Raw genomic sequence first — 24,149 nt, forward strand, 5'->3', positions numbered from 1 at the left:
AGGCTGATGTCCGAACCAGGAGCGATGCCCAGCAACCCGAACACCTGGGCCTGCTCCTTGCTGAGGGTCGAATAGGACCAGGACAGGACAGCGGGCAGGCTCGCGGCTGGATCGTCTTCATCCAGCGCGCCCAGCCCGGCGTCACGCAGCTCCGCGGCTATGGTCGCCAGCGGCAGGCGCGGGTGGGTGTGAGCGCGGCCGGCGATGATGCTCAATGCCAGCGGAAACCCGCCACAGTAGGCCAGCAACTCCTCAACGGCCACGGGTTCGGCCGCGATCCGAGCGCTGCTGAGCCGGGTAGCGAGCAGGGAGCGGGCCTCGTGGTCGGTGAGAACGTCGGCGGGCAGGTGGTGGGTGCCGTGTCCGGTGATCAGGCCGGTCAGGTGGTTGCGGCTGGTGATCAGCACCGTGGCGGTGGAGCTGCCGGGTAGCAGCGGGGTTACCTGGGTGGTGTCGGCGGCGTTGTCCAGCAGGATCAGTATTCGTCTACCCGTGACCAGGCTGCGGTATCGGGCTGCCTGGGCGTGCGGGTCGAGTGGGATGTGGGCGGGGTCGACACCAAAGGCGTCGAGAAATCCGCGCACCGCCACTGCCGGAGGCATGGGCTGGCTGTCGGGGCTGAAACCGCGCAGGTCCACGAATAGCTGCCCGTCAGGAAAGCGGTCGAGGTGCTGGTGGGCCCAGTGCAGTGCGAGCCAGGTCTTGCCGATGCCGCCGGCGCCAGCGATGGCGTAGATCACCACGGTGGCGCTTCGTTCGGGGGCATCCAGGGCGGCGGTCAGGATGGCGAGCTCGTCGGCACGGCCGGTGAACGGTTGTGGCGCCGCGGGGAGTTGATGAGGCACTGGCCCAGCCGGCGAGGCTATGACGTTCGGCGGGTAGGGGTGGTCGGGGAGGCTGATCCAACCCACGGTCGAGGTTTCCTTCACCGCGACCTTTACCGGCCGAAATGTGGTCGGATCGGTGTGCTGGCTATGCCGAACCACTTCGTCGAAGAACCACTCAGAGGTGATCAGGGCCAGCACACCGGGCGATTCGGCGAGCGCGGTCTTGAATAGCTTGGCGTCCAGTAGTCGGAATGCCAGATTGATCGATGTTGCGGTGACGCCGTACTCGTCGTAGCTGACCTCTCCGGCGTGCAGGGCCATTCGTAGCCGGATGTGTTCCTCGTCTGGATGGGTCTTGTTGTGCACGCGCAGCGCCGAAACCAGAGTGTGCGGCACGGTGTCGACGAAGGGTGCCTTGGGCATTTCGGACGGCGCCAGGATGAACACGCCGTCGCCGCGATCTTCGTGGTCGCAGTCGGTCCACGGGATGCCGGCGTTGTCGAATGCTTGTTGGACGGCTCGGTAGAGTCCGTCCCGGACCGCGACCTGGTGTGGATTGGTGCGTTGGCGGTTGCCGAACCCTTCGACGTCCAACACGACGATGGTGCGGTGCACGGCAGGATTACCTGACATCAAGTGCACCGTACTCCCACAGGGAAATGAAACGGGGCGGTGGCCGGAAATTGGCCACCGCCCCGGGTCCTGCTGAGGGATCAGACGTCGTAGTAGAGGGCGAACTCGTGCGGATGCGGGCGCAGCCGCAGGGGGTCGATCTCGTGCTCGCGCTTGAAGTCGATCCAGGTTTCGATCACGTCGGAGGTGAAGACGCCGCCTTCGAGCAGGAACTCGTGGTCGGCTTCGAGGCTGTCCAACACCGCGTTGAGCGAGGCGGGGACCTGGGCGACGTCCTTGGCCTCGTCGGGCGGGAGCTCGTAGAGGTCCTTGTCGATCGGTGTGGGCGGCTCGATCTTGTTCTTGATGCCGTCGAGGCCGGCCATGACCATCGCGGAGAAGGCGAGGTACGGGTTGCCCGAGGAGTCGGGGCAGCGGAACTCGAGGCGCTTGGCCTTCGGGTTGTCGCCGGTGATCGGGATGCGCACGCAGGCGGAGCGGTTGCGCTGCGAGTAGACGAGGTTGACCGGGGCCTCGAAGCCGGGGACGAGGCGGTGGTAGGAGTTCACCGTCGGGTTGGTGAAGGCCAGCAGGCTGGGGGCGTGGTGCAGCAGGCCGCCGATGTAGTGCCGGCCGAGGTCGGACAGGCCCGCGTAGCCGGACTCGTCGTGGAAGAGCGGCTCGCCGTCCTTCCACAGCGACTGGTGGGTGTGCATGCCGGACCCGTTGTCACCGAAGAGGGGCTTGGGCATGAACGTCGCGGTCTTGCCGGCCGCCCAGGCCGTGCCCTTGACGATGTACTTGTACAGCTGGAGATCGTCAGCGGCGTGCAGCAGCGTGTTGTACTTGTAGTTGATCTCGGCCTGGCCGGCGGTGCCCACCTCGTGGTGCGCCTTCTCCACGCTGAACCCGGCGTCGATGAGGTTCAGCACGATCTGGTCGCGCAGGTCGGCCTGGTGATCGGTGGGCGGCACCGGGAAGTACCCGGCCTTGTACCGGATCTTGTAGCCGAGGTTGTGGCCGCCCTCGTCCGCGCCGGTGTTCCACCAGCCCTCTTCGGCGTCGATCTCGTAGAACGCGCCGTTCTCCGCGCTGTCGAAGCGCACCGAGTCGAAGATGTAGAACTCCGCCTCCGGGCCGAGGTACGCGGTGTCCGCGATGCCCGACTCGCCGAGGTACAGCTCGGCCTTGCGGGCGATGTTGCGCGGGTCGCGGCTGTAGGCCTCGCGGGTGAACGGGTCGTGCACGAAGAAGTTGACGATGAGCGTCTTCTCCACCCGGAACGGGTCGATCCGGGACGTGGCGAAGTCCGGCAGCAGCAGCATGTCGGACTCGTGGATCTGCTGGAAGCCCCGCACCGACGAGCCGTCGAACGCCAGGCCCTCATTGATCGCGGTCTCGTCGAAGAACTGCGCCGGCACGGTGAAGTGCTGCATGATGCCCGGCAGGTCGCAGAACCGGACGTCGACGAATTTCACCTCTTCGTCGGAGATGAACGAGAGAACCTCGTCGGAAGTGTTGAACACGCTCGTTGGCTCCTTCGATTGCGATGCTGCTGTGCGTGATGAAGCTATGAGTGCGGTGTTGCCCGGCTATCACCCGTATGTTTCACGGGTGTTAACGACGGCCACCCGGACCCCCAGCATGCCAGGTGATGGGCCATCGGTCAGCCCGGCCTAGGCTGGAACGGTGACCAGATGGATCGGCTCGTGGCTGTCCGGGCCGCGGGCCGCGCTCGAGCCCACCGCGGACCCCGGCGAGCCGCAGCGGTGGCGCGGCGAGCGGCTGGGGCTGCCGCAGAACGGGCCGGGCTCGGTGGCCTCCCTCGGTTCCCGGCTTGCGGCGCTGGTCGTGGACGTCGTGCTGGCCGCGCTCATCGCGTACACGTTCACCGTGCCGAACCCGCCGCTGAACTGGAGCCTGGTGCCGTGGTTCCTGATCACGGCGAGCATGGTGTCGTTCTTCGGTTTCACCCCGGGCATGCTGGTGCTGGGCATCCGGGTGGTGCGGATGGACGGCGCGGCGATGATCGGCCCGTTCCGGGCGATCCCGCGGACGGTCATGGTCGGCGTGATCATTCCGGCGGCCGTCTGGGACGCCGATGGCCGCGGCCTGCACGACAAGGCGGTCGGCACCATCGTGCTGCGCATGCGCTGACCCAAGCCTCGGCCCGGCCAACGGAATCTCAGGGGACCGTGACGGCACCCAGCCACAATCAACCCGCGATCCGCACGTTCCGCTGGAACGTAACAACAGCAGTTAATTCCGGAGAGGCGGATCCGACTACGATTCCGCAGGTGGACATGCCCAGTGCCGGCCGGCGACGCCGCGCCGTGCGGCTGGCGGCGTTCCTCGGTGCGCTCGGGCTGGGCACCGGCGTGGCGGCGGCGATCGTCACCCAGGCTGCCGACTCGTGGAGCTACTCCGCGTACGACCCGGTGCCGCTGGACATCGTGATCGCCCTGCTGTTCTCCACCATGGGTGCCCTGGTCACCTGGCACAAGCCGGAGAACCGGGTCGGCTGGGCCATGCTGGTCATCGCGGCGTGGGACGGCGTCGGGGTGCTGGCGACGACGCTCACCGGCGCGTTCGACTCGCCGGAGCACGCCGCCGTGGACGTGTTGATGGGCTTTCAGCAGTGGTTCTGGGCGCCGCCGATCTGGGCCATCTCCACGCTGCTGCCGATGATCTACCCGGACGGCCGGCTGGCCTCCCGGCGCTGGTGGTGGGCGGTCGCGGCGACGTTCGCCGGCATCGTGGTCTACGAGATCGGCCTGGCGCTCGCGGACAGCGACTTCGCCGGCCGGTACACCGTGCACAACCCGTACGCCCGCCCGGAATGGCAGGGCTTCGCGACGTTCTGCCTGACCGCGGGGGAGTACCTGCTGCTGGCCATGACGGTGGTCGCCGCCGCCGGGCTGGTGCTGCGCTGGCGGGTCGCGACCGGGGTGCGGCGCCGGCAGATCTCCCTGGTGCTGATCGTGTTCGGGTTCGGCATCGCGCAGGCGGTGATCCGGGACAACCTGCCCGGCCAGCTGCCCCAGGTGCTCGACCGGGGCATCGAGGTGCTCGCGTTCTCCTTGCTGCCGCTGGCGATGGCGGTGGCGATCACCCGGGACCGGCTGTTCGACCTCGACCTCGCGGTGCGCCGGTCCGTCGTCGGCGTGGCCATGATCGCCACGTTGCTCGCCTGCTACGTCGGCGGGTTCGCGGTGCTGGCCGTGCTGCTGCCGGCGCGGGTGGTGCCCGGTTCGGTGCTCGCCGTGGCGCTGTCCGGCGCGTTGATCTACCCGCTGGCCCTGTACGCGATCCGCTGGGTGCGCCGGGTGACCTGGGGTCGGAAGATCGACATCGTGGAGGTGGCCACCGGCCTCGGCCACCGGATGCGCAACCAGCTCGACACCACCGAGGTGCCGGCCGCGGTCTGCGAGGAGATCGTCAGCGCGATGCGGCTGCGGATGGCCCGGTTGGAGGTGTGCACCGCGGACGGGACGCGCTCGCTCGCCCAGGTCGGTGACGGGGACGGCGACCTGCCCAGGTTCGAGCTGTGGCACCGCGGCGAGCAGGTCGGCCGGCTGGTGGTGTGCCCGCCGGAGGGCCGGTCGCACCTCGACGAGACGATCAGCCAGGCGCTGGCCTCGCTGGCCGACCAGGTCGCGCCGGTGGTCGCCGCGCTCGGGCTGGACGAGCAGCTGCTGCGCAGCCGCGAGCAGCTGGTCACCGCGCGGGAGGAGGAGCGGCTGCGGCTGTCCCGCGAGCTGCACGACAACGTCGGGCCGACGCTCGCCGGCATCCGGTTGCAACTGGAGGCGGCGCGCGCGGCGCTGCCCGAGGATTTCGCCGGCGCCGAGTTGATGGACCGGGCGGTGCACGGCATCCAGGGCGCGCTGGAGACGCTCCGCCGGGTGGTGCACGACCTGCGGCCGCCCGAGCTGGACACGCTGGGCCTGTCCGGCGCGCTGAAGGAGCTGGCGGTGTTCCTGTCCGGCCCGACGCTGCGCGTGGAAACCGCGCTGCCCGGCGAGATCACGTCGCTGTCCAAGCCGGTGGAGGTGGCCGCGTACCGGATCGTCGCCGAGGCGCTGACCAACGTGATCCGGCACGCTCAGGCGACCCGGGCGGAGATCAGCCTCGAGGTGGGCGCCGGGCAGCTGGTGGTCGAGGTGAGCGACGACGGGATCGGGGTGCCGCCCGGTGCGAACCGGCACGGCATGGGGATGCGGTTCATGGCCCAGCGGGCGCGAGAGATCGCCGGAGAGTTCTCCTACCGCAGCGACGGTTCCGGCACCGCGGTCCGGGCCGTGCTCCCGGTGCTCGGCGCGGAGGCGTCCCAGGTATAGACCACCCGCGGCTGGTCCTTGGCGGCGCCGATGCCGCGGCCGCGGTGGTCCGGGTGCACCATCAGCTCGACGATCTCGAGCGTCCAGCCTACTGAAAATAATGTGCAACAAGGTGCACCGCGGTGGCGGCCGGAGCGAACCCGGCGCGCTGGTAGATCCGGTCGGCGCCGTCGTGCCCCGGTGTCAACCAGGCCAGCCGCACCCCGGCCAGGTCCCGGGCGGCCTCGGTGGCGGCCGCCGTGACCAGCGCCCCCAGCCCGCGCCCGCGGAACGCCGGCAACGTCGCCACACCGGCGATCTCGCTCACCCCGTCGGCGACCGCGGTCCAGAACGCCGTAGCCGCCGGTTCACCGTCGATCCGCGCCACGACGCTGCCCCCGTCGGCAGGAGCGCCGGGCGCGTCCGGATCGCCCCGCAGCTCCGACTCGAACGCCACACTCGCCACCCGCTCGGCATCGACGGCGTCCTGTTTGGACGCCGACACCCGCACGGTGGCACCGGCCGGAGTGTCCGGCATGGTCAACTTCGCCGGATCCACAGTGAGCAGAGGAAACCGCCCGGTCACCTCGACCCCTGCGCCGATGAGAAGGTCGACCGCCCCCGGACACGCCTCGTCGATCAACTCGAACCGCACCGGCTCCGGCGCGAAAGCCGCCCGCAGGATCTCCAACGAGTTCCCCAGCTCCCGCACCGGCTCGCCCGGCCGCTCCGCCACCGCATACTGCAGGAAAGCCGGCCCACCCGGCACCAGCAACCCGGCAAACGGCGACGCCGCAACCACCTTGCGACTCCGGCTCAACCCCACCAACTGTGCCGCCGCGATCCGCACCACATCATCCACGCCGCGCACGCTAGGCCGCCCGAGCCCTTGGTGCACCTCGATTATCCGCTGAGCCGCCCGAGGTCAACCGTCACCGGGAACGGCTGGTCGGTGGCAAAGGTTCCGGTGACTTTCTGGCCGTTCTGATAGCCGAACTTCTTGGTGCGATAGCACTCGACGAGAGAGATGGGCTCCGCGATGTCGATGATCCAGTACCACGGGATCGGGAGCCGTGAGCTTCAGGTCGATGTCGACGTCCTGGATTACATCGAGATCCGCAGGCAACTGCTGCAGCAGTTGAACAGCCAGCGCGAGCGAAGCTTTGTTGTGCTTCGGGGTTGGGCTTGGCGACATCAACAGGGAACCTTCGATCAGCTCGGTGTAGCCCGACTTGGTCACGCCAAGCTCGGCGTACTCCCCGATGGTCAGCGGGTGGTCAAACGTGTCCGGCTCATGACGGTGCGCTGGCATGGCTGTCATGGTTCCTCCTCACGTCTGCCGGTAGTCCCCCACGGGATACGCCAAATGGAGTAATCGGCTGCTCAGCGGCGGCGGATGGTGCGTTGGACGTTGCGCATCTTGGCGCCCTGGGGGAGGGGGCCCTTGGGGAGTTGGGTGCCGCGTGATGCCAGGGCGGCGAGGCGTTTTTCCAGGCCGTCGATCTGGGCGGGTTTGAGGTTGTTGGGCAGCTTCATGATCTTCTGCTGGAGCCGCCGGAGCGGGACCTGGTCCTCGTCGTTGCCCACGATGATGTCGTAGATCGGGGTGTCGCCGACGACCCGGGCGATCCGCTTCTTCTCCTGTGCCAGCAACGTTTTCACCCGGTGCGGCGCGCCTTCGGCGACCAGTACCACGCCTGGCCGGCCGATCACCCGGTGCACGGCGTCGAGCTGGGTGGTGCCGGCGACGGTCGGGGTCACCCGCCAGCGGCCGCGCATGTTGTCCAGCGCCCAGGCCGCGGCGCCGGGCTGGCCCTCCGCCTTGCCGTACACGTTCTTCTGCACCCGGCGGCCGAAGATGATCACGGCGACGAGCAGGCCGAGGGCGATGCCGATGGGAAGCAGGAGCCACTGCATGCCGAACAGCGCGCCGATGCCGAAGACCGCGCCGGCGACCACGACGAGCCCGCCGGCCATCAGCGGGATCAGCGCCTTGTCCTCCTTGCGCTGCATGTTGAACGCCTGGAGGAGCTGCCGGCGCTTGGCCTTGGACTCGGCCTTCTTCGCCCGCTTCGCTTCCTTGAGGGCTTCCCTGTCCTGCTTCTGAGCCATAACCCCCAGGATAAGGCCCACAACCTCAGTCCGGGCGAACGGCACATTCGTCCGGACTCACCCCGTGCCGGTGCCGTGGTTCCCCGGTCCACTCTGACACGATGCGGGAGTGGGGTCTTCGACAGACGGGCTCGACCCGGAGCAGCTGGCCGCGGTGCGGGCGCCGCGCGGTCCGGTCTGCGTGCTCGCCGGCGCCGGCACCGGCAAGACCCGCACGATCGTGCACCGCATCGCCCACCTCATCCACGCCGGACACGTGGCGCCCGCCCAGGTCCTCGCCGTCACCTACACCGCCCGCGCGGCCGGCGAGCTGCGCACCCGGCTGCGTGCGCTCGGCGTGCACGGGGTGCAGGCCCGCACGTTCCACGCCGCGGCGCTGCGCCAGCTCCGCTACTTCTGGCCGCGCGTGGTCGGCGGCGAGCCATGGGGCCTGGTCGACGTCAAATTGCGCATCGTCGGTCAGGCCGCGCAGCGCGCCGGCACCGGCACCGAGGTGGACGTCCTGCGTGACCTGGCCACCGAGATCGAATGGGCGAAGGCGTCCCTGATCGCCCCGGACGACTACCCGGCCGCGGCCGAGCGCACCCACCGCCAGACCCCGGCCCCGCCCGAGCAGGTGGCCCAGGTCTACCGCGCTTACGAGGCGGTCAAGACGCGGGCCAACCTGCTCGACTTCGATGACCTCTTACTGCACACGGCCGCGGCCCTCGAGGACCACGCGCTGATCGCCGAGGAGTTCCGCGACCGGTACCGCTGCTTCGTGGTGGACGAGTTCCAGGACCTCACCCCGCTGCAGCAACGCGTGCTCGACGCCTGGCTCGGCCGGCGCGACGACCTGACCGTGGTCGGCGACCCGAACCAGACGATCTACTCCTTCGCCGGCGCCTCGGCCCGCCCCCTGCTGGATTTCACCCGCCGGTTCCCGGACGCCACGGTGGTCCGCCTGGAACGCGACTACCGGTCCACGCCGGAGGTCGTCACCGCTGCCAACCGGGTGATCGCGGTCGCCCGGGACCGCCCGGCCGGCGCCCGGCTGCGGCTGGTCGGCCAGCGCCCGACCGGCCCGGAGCCCCGCTTCGCCGAGTACGACGACGAACCCGCCGAAGCCGCCGCCGTGGCCGGGCGGATCCGGGAGCTGGCCGCCGCCGGCACCCCGCTGAGCGAGATCGCCGTGCTCTACCGGGTCAACGCTCAGTCCGAGGTGTACGAGCAGGCCCTGTCCCAGCTGGAGATCCCGTACCTGGTCCGCGGCGGCGAGCGGTTCTTTGCCCGCCAGGAGGTCCGCAAGGCCATGGTGGCGCTGCGCCGGGGTGCCGCCGACGAGCCGACCGGGGAGCTGCCGAAGGTGGTGCGGGAGCTGCTCGCCCCGATCGGCCTCACCCCCGACCCGCCGCCGGGCGGCACCGCCCGGGAGCGGTGGGAGTCGCTGCTCGCCCTCGTCGAGCTCGCCGAGGAGCTCACGGCCACGGTCGAGGACGCCGACCTCGCGCGGTTCGTCGTCGAGCTCGAGCTGCGCGCGGAGGCCCAGCACCCGCCCACCGTGGAGGGCGTCACCCTGGCCTCGCTGCACTCCGCCAAGGGGCTGGAGTGGGACGCGGTGTTCCTGGTCGGGCTGGTCGACGGCACGCTGCCGATCCAGCACGCGGACGGTGACGACGCGGCGATCGAGGAGGAGCGCCGGCTGCTCTACGTCGGCGTGACCCGCGCGCGCGAGCATCTGTGGTTGTCCTGGGCACTGTCCCGGGCCGAGGGCGGCAAACGCCGGCGCCGCCGCAGCCGGTTCCTGCACGGCCTCATCCCGGAGGAGCATCCCGTCTCTCGCACGGCGTCCGCCCCCCGGCGCGAGGGCGGCCGGCAGGCCCGGACCCAGTGCCGGGTGTGCGGCGCACCGCTGGTCGGCACGAACGCGGTCAAGCTCGGCCGCTGCGAGGACTGCCCGTCCGGCCTCGACGAGGAGCTGCTGGCCCGGCTGCGTGAGTGGCGCACCGAGCGGGCCCGCGCGCTGAAAGTCCCTCCCTATGTCGTGTTCACCGACGCTACGCTGAACGCCATCGCCGAGCAGCGTCCCACCGATCCCGCCGGGCTGGTGTCCATTTCCGGGATAGGGGCACAGAAACTGGACAGGTTCGGAGCCGAGGTGCTAGCGCTCGTAGCTCGTGGAACTACGCAGAGTGAGCACGTCGCAAACGGGTAACGCTCAGAGAGAACTTGTCGAAAAACCTGTTGCACGGGTCCGAGTAAGGGCAATAGCCTGCAAGGGCCGGGCACACCAGCCCGAAGGTCAACACCCCGAGAGCAGTGAGGAGGTGGCCAGCGTGAGCAGCACCAAGAAGTGCACCCCTGGCTACCAGCTGCCCGGGGGTTCTGCCGCGTTTACGGCTGAGTATCTGACCGTGATTCCCAGCGTCCGTATGCAGTGGGGGCACCTCGGCCGCAATGCCGATGCCGCGCGCGTGCAGATCGTCGTGACTGACGTGCCGGGCAGCCCGATGTCCGCTTTGTCCCTCGTGCGAAGGACTTGACGACAAGTCAAGCAACCAGGCTCACGAAGGCCGCGGACTCCGAACCGGAATCCGCGGCCTTCGTGTTTGTTCCACCACTCCAACCGAAAACCCGGAAAGAGAAAGGGAAAAGGACGACATGTCTACCGCCACCGTCCCGCTCTCCCGCGGGGCCATACCGGACCTGCTGAGTCCCTTGTGGACCGGGGTCGGCGACCTCCTGGACGCCGCACCCTCAGCTGGTCTGGACCTGCCTTGCCGGTCGAGCGACAACCCCGACCTGTGGTTCGCCGACACCCCCACCGACCTCGAGCGGGCGAAGCTGCTCTGCCTGGACTGCCCGGTCCGGGCCGTGTGCCTCGCCGGCGCGATGGCCCGGCAGGAGCCGTGGGGTGTCTGGGGCGGCGAGATCTTCGAGCGTGGCGTGGTTATCGCACGCAAGCGGCCCCGCGGCCGGCCACGCAAGGAGGACGTTGCCCGAGAGGCGTCCGAGCGCGCCACGCGTGCCCAGGAGGAAGCCGCATGAACCCGCAGAACCACGATCGGGCGCCGTACCGGGCGCACGACCTGCAGGACGAACTGATGCACATGACAGCCCCGAAGGGAAACAAGGCGATGCTGATCTACGAAGACCTGGCAAGAGAGCGAAGGCGCGAGGCGGAACGGGTAGCTCGCAACCAGCGCCTGGTCCGCCAGTTCAGTGCGGTCAAGCGATGGGAACGCGTCTCCGCGTGGGCGGCCCGCCGTGCGCAGCGCGCCGCCGAGCAGTTCTGAAAACCTAAGATCCACAACCGAAACCGCGGGCGCCGCCCCTCTCCGAGGAGGGCGGCGCCCGCCGCATTAAACGCTCGCGGAACGCATCGGTAACACAACCGTCACCACAAGTGAGATGGGTACCCAGTACCTTCGTTGAAATATGGGGACGAGGACGACTGAGGTCGGCCGTACCGGTGCCCGATTCGGTTCGGTTGGAGCACGAAGCACCGGGAAGCACGACGCTACCCAGGGCCGGTCCGCCCGCTCCGCCGAAGGGCCGCCCGAACCGGCGGCCGTCACGAACGGTGCGAGCCCGACCGCGAGCGGCACGCCGGACGCCGGCCTGGAGCCGGTGAGCGGCACTCTGGATGCCAGCGCTCCTGATGCGGAACCCGCGACCGGCCTCACCGGCGCCCGGTTCGGTCCCCACTCCGACCGTCATCACCGGCGTCCCGCACCACCGCCCGAGCCGTACCTCGAACCCGTCCGCCCGGTCCGCCGCCCGCGCACGGTGCAGCCGCGCGTCGAGCCGCTGCCCTCGGAGTCGGACGTCCTCATCCGCCCCTATGCCCGGACCGGCGGCCGCACCAGGCCGATGCACGACCTCGCCCTCGAGTCGCTGATCTCCACCACCCCGAACGCGGCGCAGCCCAGCACCCGGCACCGCTCCTGGGAGCACCGGCGCATCGCCAGCCTCTGCATTCATCCGCGCTCGGTCGCCGAGGTGGCCGCGCTGCTCGCCATTCCCCTCGGTGTGGCCCGGATCCTGCTGGTCGACATGGCCACCGACGGCACGGTCGTGGTGCACGGCAACGGCGGCCATCGCGCACCTGACCTCGTCCTGATGAACCGCGTCCTCGCCGGGCTCCGCCGTCTCTGACCCCGCCGGGCGGCGGCGCGGGCTATCGTCGCGGCCGTGACGCATACCCACGATGGGATCGACTGGCCGACCCGGCTCATCGCGATGCGGCGGGCCGACGAGGGGACCGAGGCGGCGGACGCCGGTATCGCGCGGCGGCTCGTCGAGCTGGTTCCGCCGAACGCGACGCTGGTCGACATCGGGCCCGGCGCCGGCGGGATGAGCGCCGCGCTGGCGGTCGCGCTGGCCGCCCGCGGCGGTGGGCGGATCATTCTGGTCGACGCGGTGCCCGAGTTGCTGGAGGCGGCGTCGGACCGGGCCGGGCGGGCGGCGGAGGGTCGGGTCGAGATCAGCACCGTGCGGGTGGATGCGGCGAGCGGGAATCTCCCGGACCTGCTGCCGTCGGTGGACCTGGTGTGGGCGTCCGCGGTCTTGCACCACCTGCCGGATCAGCAGCGGGGGATCATTGGGCTGGTGCGGGCCCTCGGCCCGGGCGGCTGGCTGGCGCTCCGCGAGGGTGGGCTTCCGACCCGGTGCCTGCCGTGGGACGTCGGGGTGGGCGAGCCGGGGCTGGCGGACCGGCTCGAGGCGGCGCACCGCGCCTGGTTCGCCGGCATGCGCGCGGCGATGCCGGGCGTGGCCCGGATGCCGGTGGGCTGGAACCGGGCCCTGGCCGACGCCGGGCTGGTCGAGGTGTCCTCGTTCAGCTACCTGATCGACCTTCCGGCGCCGGCGGCCGAGCCGGTCCGGCAGTCGGTGGTGGACCACCTCACCTGGTGCGCCGGGGTCGCCGCGGACTGGCTGACCGAGTCCGACCGTGCCGCGGTGGCCCGGCTGCTCGACCCGGACGATCCGGCGTTCGCCGGCGCCCGGGACGACGTGTTCGTACTGAGCGCCTCCACCGTCCACTTGGGGCGAAAGCCAGCGCCCTGACTGGGCGATTCTCGCTATACCAAGGAGACCGAAAGTAAGCCGACCAGACCAACCGGCAGCCGCCCTACGTTTGGGCGGTCGCGAAACTTTCGGTCGGATTGGTATCTACCGGCACAGTATCTACCCCCAAGTACGGCGTACCGTCACCACCTGTGGCTGATGAGCCCGATGTCCGATGTGCCCGGTGCAACCGGTCACGCACCAACGATCCGCCCCTCGTTGCGCTCGCCTGGGTCGTCGAGAACGGCGTTCGCGGTCGGGCCTGGTTATGCCCGTCCTGTGCCCGCGCCCACGTGCGGGACATCGAGGGCAAGCTGCCGGACGAGTACTGGTAGCCAGAGCTCCGCGAGCAGCGCCCGGGGCGCCGCCGTGCCGCGCTGGCTTCCCGCCGCCAACTCGGCCGCCAGCTCGTCGATGCCGCACGCTCCAGCCTCGACCGGGGCCCGCAGCAGGGCGTGCAACCGTCCTCGGTCGCGCTCCCGCCGGGCCGCGTCGATCGTCGCCCGGGCGACCGGCGCCAGCGGCAGGCCGTCCCGCCAGACGGGCTCCGGCGGCCGGGTGGTCCGCTCGACCGTGAGGTACGACCGGCTGACCGCGCGCCGCTCGGCCGGCAGCAGCACCAGCACGTCCGGCCCGAGCGGCACGTCGATGCCGTGCCCGCGCAACGCGTCCGCCCCGCTGAGCACGCACCCGGCGCCGGCGTAGGCCACCGCGGCGCGCAACCGCTGGCGCCGGGTCGGCGTCCCGGTGCTCATCAGCACGACACCTGGAAGCACGCGTTGCCACGGTCCGGACGGACGGCACCGCGCCGACACGGCGTAGTTCGACACCCCGGCGGCCCGCAGCTCCACGGTGCGAATCACCCCGTCCGGCACGCTCCGCACAAGCTCCACAAGATCGGTCATACTCCAACAATGCGGTCGACGAACCCGTGCCGGAACTGCTGTGGACAAATCTGTGGACAACCCGTGAACCTGTGGACAGTCGTTTGACAAACCGCTGTGCCTATTAAGCCGAAGTTGCGAATGATGATGCGGCGAAAGCGTCCCTGGTCACTCTGGGCGTGACAAAGGACGCCTTCGCCACACTCGGTCCACCGTGGACGAGTGGACGCGTCCGTAGCCGGAAAGCACATCGCTTCTGGATTAAGGCGTGTCTGATCGACCCTCGCGGAGGGGTTGACATAGCCTCGTCCCGACCAACGCAACCTCAGGGGACCGTGACGGCACCCAGCCACAATCCACCAGCCAACCGCCGCGTTCTCCGGAACGCAAAGACCGCATCAGAATTCCGGAGAGGCGGACTGGAAGCCGGGCTGCCAGCGGGTGATGATGTCGCGGACCGGGAGTTCGGCGTCGAGTTGGCAGAGGATGCCGGTGGAGCCGCCGAGGACCCGGTGCAGCATCAGGTACTGCGGCGGCAGGTTGAGCGAGCGGCCGGTGCGGAAGTCCTGACCGCGCAGGTCACCCACCCGGATGGCCTGCTTCTGCATCCAGCGCCGGGTGAAATGGAACGTCTCGGTGCGCAGCGGCTCCACGAATGGCGCGAGATACGCGTACACGTGGTCGGCCGGGACCTCGGTGCCGGGCCGGACGAAATGCTCGGCGCGCAGCAACTCGAGCAGGTCCGCGGATTTTCCGTCCAGCGCCAGCCGCATCATCCGGCCGTGAATCGCGGGCAGGCCGTTCGGCAGTTTCGCGGCCGCGCCGAAATCGATGACGCACAGCCGCCCGTCCGCGGTGAGCATGAAGTTGCCGGGGTGCGGGTCGGCGTGCAGCATTCCGGCCCGGGCGGGGGAGGAGTAGTGGAACTCGGCGAGCAGGTAGCCCACGCGATCGCGCACGGCCTTCTCGCCGTCCCGGATGATCGACGCCAGCCGGGTGCCCTCGGCCCACTCGGTGACGATCACCTTCGGCGCGCTGGCCACCACTCTGGGCACCAGCACGTGTTCGTCACCGGCGAACGCCCGGGCGAAGGCCCGCTGGTTGTCCGCCTCGATGCGGTAGTCGAGCTCCTCCTCCATCCGCTCCGACAGCTCCTGCAGCAACGGTTTCACCTCGGCACCCGGCACCAGCGCCTGGAACAGCCGGGAGAACCGCTGCAACTGGCGCAGGTCCGAGCGGAGCGCCTCGTCCGCGCCGGGGTACTGCACCTTCACCGCGACCGGCCGCCCGTCGTGCCAGACCGCGCGGTGCACCTGGCCGATGCTGGCCGCCGCGGCGGTGCGGTCGTCGAACTCGGCGAAGCGGCCGCGCCAGCCGCTGCCCAGCTGCTCGGCGAGGACCCGGTGGCAGGACTGGATGCTCATCGGCGGCGCGGCGGCCTGAAGCTTGGTGAGCGCCTCCCGGTAGGGGGCGGCCAGCTCGTCCGGAACCGCGGCCTCGAACACGGACAGTGCCTGACCAAATTTCATGGCGCCGCCCTTGAGCTGGCCGAGCACCGCGAACAACTGCTCGGCCGTCTTCGCCGACAGCTCGGCGCTGACCTGCTCGGCGCTCTGCCCGACCAGGCGTTTCCCCCAGCCACCCACGGCCCGGCCGGCCACCCCGAGGGGAATGCTGGCCAACCGGGCCGTGCGTGCCGCTGTCTTGCGTGGCAGCTCCGTCACCGGGCGATTGTCTCCTGACCGTGGTCGAGTCTGCAGCTACTTCCGGGTAGTCCCATGGGGCCGGACGGCCCTATCGCCGCACGCCACGGCAGGGGCATGCGGGGTGCGGCGGCCAGGCGCGATGGTGAGTGGTGGCCGAGCCCGGATCGATCTCGACGGTGGCGTTCCACGTCGCCGGCCGCGTGGATGCGGAACGTGACCATCGTAGCGCGTCCAGGGCCTGCGCCGCGGCGAACGAGGCGGTCGCCTGGGTGCAGGCCAGGTCGGCGAGCTGGGGCCGGCCGGCGAGCTGGGCGGCGATCCCTGGCCAGCACTGGTCAGCCTGGGCGCGGCGCAGGTCGGCGCACCGCAGGCAGCCGGTGAGCCCGGGCACGACCAGCGGGCCGACCACGCCGACGCCGTCCCGGACGTGCACCACGAGGTACGGCACCGCGTCCGTGGTCAGCACCCCGACAAGCGCAGGATCGGGCACGACACTGTCGGTGAGCAGCACCAGGTCCGGCCGCTGCCGGGCGTGGAACCGTCCGGTCCGGACCGTGGCGTCCACCCGCCGTACGGCGTCCTCGGCCGCGGACCGGCGGTCACGCCCGATGTCGTCATCCTGGTAGCCGAGGCCGACGTCCTCCGGGCGCACCTGGCCCTCGGCGGCGACGTGCACCCGGCCCACCCCGGCGGTGGCCAGCAGGCAGGCGGTCGCCACGGCCAGCCGCCCGTCACCGTGCACCGCGACGGCCAGGGCGGCGCGACCGGCCGGGTCGCCGTGCCGCGCCGACTCCTCGCCGATCAGCCGGCTCGGCACCGGGGTGGCCGTGGCGGCGTCGTGCAGCAGACCCTTCGCGGTGAGGCCGGACAGCAGATCCCGCAGGGCCGCCCGGCCGGCCGGGTCGGGGCCGATCTCGGCCAGGAGGTCGGCCGTGGTGCGGTGCCCGGCGAGCATTCCGGCGGCCCGGACGACCGGCTCCGGGAGCCCGGTGACCACGGTCGCGTGGCGCGGGTCGAGGCCGATCTGGATCTCGCCGGCCTGGCGCCGCAGCACCGGCAGCCCGGGCCGCACGCGGGGACGTTCTGGCAGCTCATCATGCATGCGACCAGGTTCGCCGATGACCCTGCCGGATGTCGAAAAAGTTGTCCACAGGGTCACGGGGTCTTCCACATCACACCGGATTTTGGCTCCCGCGATGTCGGTCCCTGGCCGTACGGTGTGACCGTGGCCCAACCGCTCGTCGAGGTGCGCAGAAGCAAGCGTCGTACGCGCACCATTACCGCGTATCGCGACGGCGACACGCTCGTCGTGCTGATCCCGGCGCGGCTGTCCAAGGCCGAGGAAGCGCACTGGGTGACCGAGATGCAACGCCGCCTGCTCCGCGGCGAGACCAAACGCCGCGCGCCGTCCAAGGCCTCCGACACCGCGCTGCTGAACCGCTGCGCGGAGCTCTCCGCGCGCCACCTCGGCGGCCGGGCCGTGCCGAAGAGCGTCCGCTGGGTGCCGGCGATGCGCACCCGCTGGGCCTCCTGCACCCCGGCCGACGCGTCGATCCGGGTCAGCGAGAGGCTGCGCGAGGTGCCCGGTTGGGTGCTCGACTACGTGCTGGTGCACGAGCTCGCGCACCTGCTGGAGTCGGCGCACAACACGCGGTTCTGGGGGCTCGTGCGGAACTACCCGCGGACCGACCGGGCGATCGGGTACCTGGAGGGGTTGTCCACGGCGGCGGGCTGGGGGATGACCGAGGACTGAGCTGGCGCTCGAAGGGAAGCAACGTCACGTTGATGCCCTAGCGGGAAAGCAACGTCACGTTCATTCCCGGCAAGGAAAGCAACGTCACGTTGCTTCCCCGCGGGGCTCGTCGTCGGGGCGGCGTTCGGCTTCCTGGGTGCGCTCGAGCTGGGCGATCGGGTCGTCTTCGATGGCGGACGGTTTGCCCAGGCGCTCGGCGAACTCCAAGGGGTCGTCCAGATCGGCGGCGGTCGGAACCAGATCGGGGTGAGCCCAGACGCCGTCGCGCACCTCGACGCCGTGCTGGTCGCCGACCAGGCGCCACAAGGCGGCGGCGGCTCGCAACCGGCGGGGCCGCAACTCGAGGCCGACCAGGGTGGCGAAGGTCTGCTCGGCAGGGCCGCCGCTGGCACGCCGCCGGCGCAGGGTCTCGCGGAGGGCGTCGGCGCCGGGGAGACGGTCCTTGACGGCGTCGCCGACGACCACGTCGACCCAGCCTTCGACCAGGGCGAGCAGCGTTTCCAGGCGGGTCAGCGCGGCCTGCTGCTCGGGGGTGGTCTGCGGCTCGAGCAGGCCCGAGTTCATGGCCTGCTCGATGGTGGCCGGGTTGGCCGGGTCGAACTGGTTTGCCAGCTGCTCCAGCGCGGAGGTGTCCACGCGGATGCCGCTGGCGAACTCCTCGACGGTGGCCAGCAGCCGCTGGCGCAGCCACGGAACGTGCGCGAAGAGCCGGTGGTGCGCGGCCTCGCGGGCGGCGAGGAACACCATGACCTCGCTGGCCGGGCGTTCGAGGCCCTTGGTGAACTCCTCGACGTTGGCCGGCAGCAGCGCCGCGGTGGCGTCCGGGCCGAGCGGCAGGCCGACTTCGGTGGAGGTGAGCACCTCGGAGGCGAGCTGGGCCAGGGCGTTGCCGAGCTGCGAGCCGAACGCCATGCCGCCCATCTGCCCGACCATGGACAGCAGCGGGCCGGCGGCCTGCTTGGCCTCGGCCGGAAGCGCTTCCACCCAGGCGCCGGAAACCCGCTGCGCCACCGGATCGCACAGCCGCTGCCAGGTCGGCAGCGTGTGCTCCACCCACTCGCGCGCGGTCCAGGCCCGGCCCGTGGTGGCCCCGGCAGGGAGGATCGTCACCGGGTCGAGCCACATCTCGGCCAGGTGCAACGCGTCGGTCACCGCGCCGGAAGTGTCCGGCGCGGGCGTGAACCCGGCCTGGCCGCCGAGCCGCTGCACGGCGATCTGCTTGGCCAGCTCGTAGTTCACCGGCCCGCTCGAGCCGCTGCCCGCCTGGCTCAGCATCTGGCCGAGCTGGCTGAGCATCTGACCGAGCTGGTTGAACGACTCGAACGGGTTCTCCTGGCCGCCGCCGGGCTCGCGCTCGGCAGGCTCCTTCTTGCCCCGGTCGTCATCCGGCGGCCCGAAGCCGAAGGGAACGTCGCTCATGTCACCTACGGTACGCGGGCCCGACCGCCCAGCCGTGTCGTGGCCGCCGATGTCTTCCCGGACGAGCAGCGCAGGTCGCGAGCGCCAGCGAGTGACCGAGCAGCGCAGGAGGGAAGACACCGGACTCAGAGGCCGCGACGCGAGCGGAGCGAGCGCATCAAGCACTGCGCGGTGATTCGCCGTGGGAGAACGGGCCGTAGGCTTTTGTGCTGTGAGTGACTCCGTGAGCACCGACACCGCGGTCCCCGTTCCCCCGGCACCCACCCAGCCCGAGCCCCAGCCGTGGCGGCTGTCCCGCCGGGGTTGGACGGTGCTGCTCAGCTTCCTGATCGTGGTGGTGCTCGGCCTGCTCGGAGCGTTCGTCCAGGTGCCCTACGTGGGCATCGGCCCGGGGCCGACGTACAACACACTGGGTGATGTCGACGGCACCCAGATCGTGCAGATCTCCGGTGAGCAGACCTATCCGACCAACGGCCAGCTCCGCATGACCACCGTGTCGGTGGACGACCACGTCACCCTGTTCGGCGCGGCCGCAATGTGGGTGAGCGGCCGGTTCGCGCTCATGCCCCGCGAGGAGTACATCCGGCCCGGCCAGACCGAGCAGCAGGTCGAGCAGGAGAACAAGAAGATGTTCCAGGACTCGCAGAGCAACGCCGAGGTGGCGGCCCTGCGCTACCTGGGCTTCCCGGTCAAGGTGCTGGCTGCCGAGATCACCGGGAAGGCGCCGGCGGACGGCGTGATCGCGCCCGGCGACCGGCTGATCGAGGTCAACGGCAAGAAGATCGCCGTGCAGGAGGATGTCCGCACGGCGCTCACCGGGACCACGCCCGGCCAGTCGGTGCCAATCACGTTCCAGCACGAGAACGAGGCGCCGCGCACCGCGTCCATCACGCTCGGCCGCGCCTCCGACTTCAACCCCGCCGACAAGCGCGCCGAGGGATTCATGGGCCTGGCCCCGATCGACCGGGCCGACGTGAGCTTCTCCACCACGATCCACCTGCAGGACGTCGGCGGGCCGTCGGCCGGGTTGATCTTCGCGCTGACCATCGTGGACAAGCTGACCCCGGGGGAGATGGAGGGCGGGCAGACCATCGCCGGCACCGGCGAGATCGACGTCAAGGGCAACGTGGCACCGATCGGCGGGATCCCGTTCAAGATGGTGGCCGCGCGGGAGGCCGGCGCCAGCACGTTCCTGGTGCCCGCGGACAACTGCGCCGAGGCCAAGGAGAAGGTGCCGGACGGCCTGCGGCTGATCAAGGTGGACACGCTGGCCAACGCGGTGAAGGCGCTCGACGACGTGCGCGGCGGCCGGCCGGTGCCGTCCTGCTAGTCCCGAAGTTGCGAATGATCAACTGTTTGCACATCAGGCCTGACCTGGGCAGGCGATCTCCAGAGGTGCGGAGGTGATGCGACGAAAGCGTCCTTGGTCGCCCTAGGCGTGAGGAAGGACGCGTTCGTCACGCTCGGTCCACAACCGACGAGCAGGCGTGTCCGTAGCCAGCAGCACCATTGCTTCTGGCTACAACAAACGGCTTGATCGACACGTTTTCGCAGGTGAACCGCCGAAGGTCTACGCAGAGTCACAGCAACTTCGGGCTAGTGAGAACGAAAGCAATGTGACATTGCCGCGCTAGAAGAAAAGCAATGTCACCTTGCTTGCCTACGGCCGCAGCGTCGCGAGCAGCGCGCGGGTCAGGTTGGGCGCGAGGTCGGGGCTTTCCACCAGCTCGTCGGCGCCGTCGTCCGCGCCGCGTAGCCGGAGCACGCACACCGACGAGCCGTCCCGGTGCACGGCGGCCACCAGCCGCGCCTCCCGGCGGGCCGGGTGTTCGGCGGCCACCCGGCGCAGCTCCGCCGCGTCCGAGTCGGGCAGCGCCGCCTCGGCCTCCGGCGGCAGCACCACGATCTCCTGGGCCAGCGCGCAGCCGTGCACCGCGTCCGGCCAGAGGATCCCGGCGAGTGCCTCGGCCAGGTCCTCGTCGGGCAGCGCGTCCTGGGCCACCGGCGTCAGCGCGGCGTCCGGGCCGAGCGTCCCGGCCAGCTCGGGCTGCCGGGCCAGCAGGTCGGCCGTCGGCACCAGGGCGAACAGCTGCGGCGCCTGGTCCCAGCCGCCGGTGGAGACGAAGTCCTCGACCTCGCGGGCCGCGGCGCGGAGGTCATCGGTCGGCGGCATCGGCATGCGCTCATGCTTCCACCCGCCTCGCCGTCACCCCTCACGGGAACCAGAACGGCCCGGAATAGAGTTGGACATCTAGGACAGCCCTTGCCGGCTGCCCGGTGGATCTCAGGTAAGCGACACAGGAGCGTGCCCCGTGGCCACTCGGCCCCCGATCGGCCTGCCAAAGCTCTCCCGACGCAGCCGGATTCTGCTGATCATCGCGGCCACCGTGATCCTGCTGCTGCTCGTGGGCGCCCGGCTGCTGGACACCTATGTCGAGTGGCTGTGGTTCGGCGAGGTCGGCTACCGGTCGGTGTTCAGCACCATGCTGGTCACCCGGATCGGGCTGTTCTTCGGCGTCGGCCTGTTGGTCGGCGGCACGCTCGCAGCCAGCCTGGTCATCGCCTACCGCACCCGGCCGGTGTTCGTCCCGGTGTCCGGCACCGACGACCCGCTGGCCAGATACCGTTCCACGATCATGCAGCGGGTGCGGCTGTTCGGCATCGGCGTCCCGCTGCTCGTGGCGCTGATCGCCGGCTCCACCGCGCAGGGCGACTGGCAGCAGTTCCAGCTGCTGATCAACAGGACCTCGTTCGGCGTCTCCGACCCGCAGTTCGGCAAGGACCTCGGGTTCTACGCGTTCACTCTGCCGTTCATCAGCTGGGTGATCACGTGGCTGTTCGTCACCATCGCCATCGCCTTCTTCGGTGCGCTGATCACGCACTACCTGTTCGGCGGCGTGCGGTTGGCCGGTCGCGGCGGCCAGTTCTCCGTGCCGGCCCGGATGCAGCTGTCGATCACCGCGGGTGTGTTCGTCGTGGTGTACGCCGTCGACTACTTCTTCGAGCGCTACGAGCTGCTGTTCTCCGACCGGGATGAGCCGCTGTTCACCGGTGCCACCTACACCGACCTGAACGCGGTGCTGCCGGCCAAGCTCATCCTGATGTTCATCGCCGGGTTCTGCGCCGTGGCGTTCTTCGTCGGCGCGTTCGTCCGCAACCTCCAGCTGCCGGCCATCGCCACCGCGCTGCTGATCCTCACCAGCATCCTGATCGGCGCCGCCTGGCCGGCGGTGCTGCAGCAGTTCTCGGTCAAGCCGAACGAGAACGACAAGGAGGCCGCGCAGATCTCCCGGAACATCGAGGCGACCAGAGCGGCGTTCGGCCTCAAGAACGTCCAGTATCAGGACTACAGCGGTACCACGTCGCTCTCGCCCACCGAGATCCGCAGCGATCCCAAGAGCGTCAACACGATCTCCAACGTCCGGCTGCTCGACCCGAGCATCCTGGCGCCCACGTTCACCCAGCTGCAGGGCCGGGAGAACTTCTACGGCTTCCCGGACAAGCTCGACATCGACCGGTACACGGTGGACGGCAAGACCCAGGACTACATCGTCACCACCCGGGAGATCAAGACCAGCGGGCTCAACGAGCAGCAGGGGACCTGGATCAACCGGCACATGAAGTTCACCCACGGCAACGGTTTCGTGGCCGCGCCGGCCAACACGGTCAACTCGGCGCTGCAGGACACCAGCGGCCAGGGCGGCTACCCGGTGTTCAAGGTCAGCGACCTCACCCAGAAGGGTCCGATCGCGGTCGACCAGCCGCGGATCTACTACGGCGAGCTGGCCACCGACTACGCCATCGTGGGCGGTCAGGCCGGTCGTGAGTACGACTCGTCCGACCGGGAGAACTTCCGCTACGACGGCAAGGGCGGCGTGGCCATCGACGGCTGGTTCAACCGGCTCGTGTTCGCCGCGAACTTCACCGAGCGGAACATCCTGTTCTCCAACCAGATCGAAGACGGCTCGAAGATCATGTACCACCGGGACCCCCGGGACCGGGTGCACCGGGCAGCGCCGTGGCTGACCATCGACGGCGACCCGTATCCCGCCGTGGTCAAGGGCGAGATCCAGTGGATCGTGGACGGGTACACCACGCTGGAGACCTACCCGTACGCCCAACGCACCCAGCTCGGCCAGGTGACCAGCGACTCCCTCGGCGGTGTGACGCGTCAGGAGAACCGGCCGATCAGCTACATCCGCAACTCCGTCAAGGCCACAGTGGACGCCTACGACGGCACCGTGACGCTGTATGCGATCGACGAGCAGGACCCGGTGCTCAAGGCGTGGATGGGTGTCTTCCCCGGCACCGTGAAGCCGAAGTCCGACATCTCGCCGGAGCTCAAGGCCCACTTCCGTTACCCGGAGGACCTTTTCAAGGTCCAGCGCGACCTCCTGTCCAAGTACCACGTGTCCGACCCGCGGGAGTTCTTCTCCACCCAGACGTTCTGGAACGTGCCGGCCGACCCGACCGAGGAGGGCGGCACCGAGCTCAACAGCACGGCTCCCAAGCAGCCGCCGTACTACGTCACCGCCCAAGCCCCCGGGCAGCAACAGGCCACCTTCCAGATCACCAGCGCGCTGACCCTCCTCAACCGCCTGTTCCTCGCCTCCTGGGTCTCGGTCTCCTCGGATCCCGATGACTACGGGACAATCCGGGTCCTTCGACTACCCACCACCGGAGCGTCCCAAGTGGAGGGTCCGGGCCAGATTCAACGCCGCTTCCAAACCACGCCAAAGGTCACCGAGAACAGAACCCTGTTCCAGAACAGCAGCGTGACCGTCCGCTTCGGCAACCTCCTCACGCTGCCCGTCGGCGGCGGCCTCCTCTACGTCGAACCGGTCTACATCCAGACGAAGGACACCAACGCCTTCCCCCAGTTGGCCCGCGTCCTCGTCTCCTACGGCAACCAGGTCGGCTTCCAGGAGACCATCGACAAGGCCCTCGACGAAGTGTTCGGCCCCGGCACCGGCGACACCGCCACCAAACCCGAGAACGGCGGCGCCCCCACGTCCACCAGCCCCCCGACGTCCTCCACCGCCAACCCACCCCCCAGCGGCGGCACCACCACCCCCGAGCTCGACCAAGCCGTCAAAGCCATCGCCGACGCCCTGGCCCACCTCAAGTCCGCCCAGCAGTCCGGCTCCTTCGCCGAACAAGGCAAAGCCCTGGAAGAGCTGGACGCCGCCACCAAACGCTACGAAGCCGCCCAAGCCAAGACCGGCTCCACCACCTCCCCGACCACCACCCCCACCCCCACCGGTGGCGGCTAACCGACCCCCGATTTGAACCGCTCCTGAGCACCGCGTACACTAGAGCTACACAACAACGCGGGGTGGAGCAGCTCGGTAGCTCGCTGGGCTCATAACCCAGAGGTCGCAGGTTCGAATCCTGTCCCCGCTACAGGGTTGGGAGGGTCCCGTCTGCGGAAAGCGCAGACGGGACCCTTTCGCATTGTTGTGGGGGGG

General features: G+C 69.9%; 21 protein-coding genes and 1 tRNA gene. 12 read left to right on the forward strand and 10 right to left on the reverse strand.

What is annotated here, in order from left to right; all coding sequences use genetic code 11:
* A partial coding sequence (locus VGR06_RS43620; protein WP_327565160.1) for an ATP-binding protein occupies window positions 1–1,460 on the reverse strand: 1,460 nt, incomplete at its 3' end.
* Between the two features lie 80 nt (window positions 1,461–1,540).
* Entirely contained in the window at window positions 1,541–2,965 is a 1,425-nt protein-coding gene (glnA, locus tag VGR06_RS43625) for a type I glutamate--ammonia ligase (protein WP_327565161.1), read from the reverse strand.
* A 163-nt stretch (window positions 2,966–3,128) separates the two neighbouring features.
* Here glnA and VGR06_RS43630 point away from each other — a divergent pair, with 163 nt between their 5' ends.
* Window positions 3,129–3,596, forward strand: a complete 468-nt coding sequence (locus tag VGR06_RS43630; RefSeq protein WP_327565162.1) for an RDD family protein — start codon at window positions 3,129–3,131, stop codon at window positions 3,594–3,596.
* Between the two features lie 146 nt (window positions 3,597–3,742).
* Complete coding sequence (locus VGR06_RS43635) at window positions 3,743–5,779, forward strand: sensor histidine kinase (RefSeq protein ID WP_327565180.1); 2,037 nt, start codon at window positions 3,743–3,745, stop codon at window positions 5,777–5,779.
* Between the two features lie 88 nt (window positions 5,780–5,867).
* Here the strand turns inward: VGR06_RS43635 and VGR06_RS43640 are convergent, their stop codons facing one another.
* The 3 genes from VGR06_RS43640 to VGR06_RS43650 all read right to left on the reverse strand — a co-directional run bounded on the left by VGR06_RS43640 (window position 5,868) and on the right by VGR06_RS43650 (window position 7,870).
* Complete coding sequence (locus tag VGR06_RS43640; RefSeq protein WP_327565163.1) at window positions 5,868–6,620, reverse strand: GNAT family N-acetyltransferase; 753 nt, start codon at window positions 6,618–6,620, stop codon at window positions 5,868–5,870.
* A 63-nt stretch (window positions 6,621–6,683) separates the two neighbouring features.
* Window positions 6,684–7,079, reverse strand: a complete 396-nt coding sequence (locus VGR06_RS43645; protein ID WP_327565164.1) for a hypothetical protein — start codon at window positions 7,077–7,079, stop codon at window positions 6,684–6,686.
* A gap of 62 nt (window positions 7,080–7,141) precedes the next feature.
* Entirely contained in the window at window positions 7,142–7,870 is a 729-nt protein-coding gene (locus VGR06_RS43650) for a DUF4191 domain-containing protein (protein ID WP_327565165.1), read from the reverse strand.
* A 109-nt stretch (window positions 7,871–7,979) separates the two neighbouring features.
* Between VGR06_RS43650 and VGR06_RS43655 the strand changes: the two genes are divergently transcribed.
* The 6 genes from VGR06_RS43655 (at window position 7,980) to VGR06_RS43680 (ending at window position 12,919) form a co-directional block, all read left to right on the forward strand.
* Entirely contained in the window at window positions 7,980–10,064 is a 2,085-nt protein-coding gene (locus VGR06_RS43655) for an ATP-dependent DNA helicase UvrD2 (RefSeq protein ID WP_327565166.1), read from the forward strand.
* Between the two features lie 121 nt (window positions 10,065–10,185).
* Window positions 10,186–10,392, forward strand: a complete 207-nt coding sequence (locus tag VGR06_RS43660) for a hypothetical protein (protein WP_327565167.1) — start codon at window positions 10,186–10,188, stop codon at window positions 10,390–10,392.
* 118 nt (window positions 10,393–10,510) lie between these two features.
* Window positions 10,511–10,897, forward strand: coding sequence for a WhiB family transcriptional regulator (locus tag VGR06_RS43665; protein ID WP_327565168.1), 387 nt, complete (start codon window positions 10,511–10,513; stop codon window positions 10,895–10,897).
* Window positions 10,894–11,145 (forward strand): hypothetical protein, encoded by a 252-nt coding sequence (locus tag VGR06_RS43670; RefSeq protein WP_327565169.1) that lies wholly within the window; start codon window positions 10,894–10,896, stop codon window positions 11,143–11,145. Before VGR06_RS43665 ends, VGR06_RS43670 begins: the two co-directional genes overlap by 4 nt.
* A 334-nt stretch (window positions 11,146–11,479) precedes the next feature.
* On the forward strand, window positions 11,480–12,007 hold the full coding sequence (locus VGR06_RS43675; protein ID WP_327565170.1) for a DUF742 domain-containing protein: 528 nt from the start codon (window positions 11,480–11,482) through the stop codon (window positions 12,005–12,007).
* A gap of 36 nt (window positions 12,008–12,043) precedes the next feature.
* Window positions 12,044–12,919: a class I SAM-dependent methyltransferase gene (locus VGR06_RS43680; protein WP_327565171.1), complete on the forward strand. Its 876-nt coding sequence runs from the start codon at window positions 12,044–12,046 to the stop codon at window positions 12,917–12,919.
* Window positions 12,920–13,185: 266 nt separating this feature from the next.
* On the opposite strand, the gene VGR06_RS43690 is transcribed toward VGR06_RS43680, so the two are convergent.
* The 3 genes from VGR06_RS43690 to VGR06_RS43700 all read right to left on the reverse strand — a co-directional run bounded on the left by VGR06_RS43690 (window position 13,186) and on the right by VGR06_RS43700 (window position 16,611).
* Window positions 13,186–13,824 (reverse strand): hypothetical protein, encoded by a 639-nt coding sequence (locus tag VGR06_RS43690; RefSeq protein WP_327565173.1) that lies wholly within the window; start codon window positions 13,822–13,824, stop codon window positions 13,186–13,188.
* A gap of 377 nt (window positions 13,825–14,201) precedes the next feature.
* Entirely contained in the window at window positions 14,202–15,527 is a 1,326-nt protein-coding gene (locus VGR06_RS43695; RefSeq protein ID WP_327565174.1) for an AarF/ABC1/UbiB kinase family protein, read from the reverse strand.
* Window positions 15,528–15,597: 70 nt separating this feature from the next.
* A complete protein-coding gene (locus VGR06_RS43700) occupies window positions 15,598–16,611 on the reverse strand; it encodes a TOMM precursor leader peptide-binding protein (RefSeq protein WP_327565175.1) in 1,014 nt (337 codons plus the stop codon).
* Between the two features lie 123 nt (window positions 16,612–16,734).
* Here VGR06_RS43700 and VGR06_RS43705 point away from each other — a divergent pair, with 123 nt between their 5' ends.
* Window positions 16,735–17,262: a M48 family metallopeptidase gene (locus VGR06_RS43705; protein WP_327565176.1), complete on the forward strand. Its 528-nt coding sequence runs from the start codon at window positions 16,735–16,737 to the stop codon at window positions 17,260–17,262.
* Window positions 17,263–17,346: 84 nt separating this feature from the next.
* On the opposite strand, the gene VGR06_RS43710 is transcribed toward VGR06_RS43705, so the two are convergent.
* Window positions 17,347–18,681 (reverse strand): zinc-dependent metalloprotease, encoded by a 1,335-nt coding sequence (locus VGR06_RS43710; protein ID WP_327565177.1) that lies wholly within the window; start codon window positions 18,679–18,681, stop codon window positions 17,347–17,349.
* A gap of 211 nt (window positions 18,682–18,892) precedes the next feature.
* On the opposite strand from VGR06_RS43710, the gene VGR06_RS43715 reads away from it, so the two are divergent.
* Window positions 18,893–20,011, forward strand: a complete 1,119-nt coding sequence (locus VGR06_RS43715; protein WP_327565178.1) for a PDZ domain-containing protein — start codon at window positions 18,893–18,895, stop codon at window positions 20,009–20,011.
* Between the two features lie 330 nt (window positions 20,012–20,341).
* On the opposite strand, the gene VGR06_RS43720 is transcribed toward VGR06_RS43715, so the two are convergent.
* A complete protein-coding gene (locus VGR06_RS43720; RefSeq protein ID WP_327565181.1) occupies window positions 20,342–20,854 on the reverse strand; it encodes a PPA1309 family protein in 513 nt (170 codons plus the stop codon).
* A gap of 139 nt (window positions 20,855–20,993) precedes the next feature.
* Between VGR06_RS43720 and VGR06_RS43725 the strand changes: the two genes are divergently transcribed.
* Both VGR06_RS43725 and VGR06_RS43730 read left to right on the forward strand, forming a co-directional pair.
* Entirely contained in the window at window positions 20,994–23,954 is a 2,961-nt protein-coding gene (locus tag VGR06_RS43725) for a UPF0182 family protein (RefSeq protein WP_327565179.1), read from the forward strand.
* A gap of 56 nt (window positions 23,955–24,010) precedes the next feature.
* A tRNA-Met gene (locus tag VGR06_RS43730) sits at window positions 24,011–24,084 on the forward strand.
* The last annotated feature ends 65 nt before the right edge of the window (window positions 24,085–24,149 follow it).

It is taken from the genome of Actinophytocola sp. (assembly GCF_036002505.1).
Lineage (GTDB): Bacteria > Actinomycetota > Actinomycetes > Mycobacteriales > Pseudonocardiaceae > DASYTH01.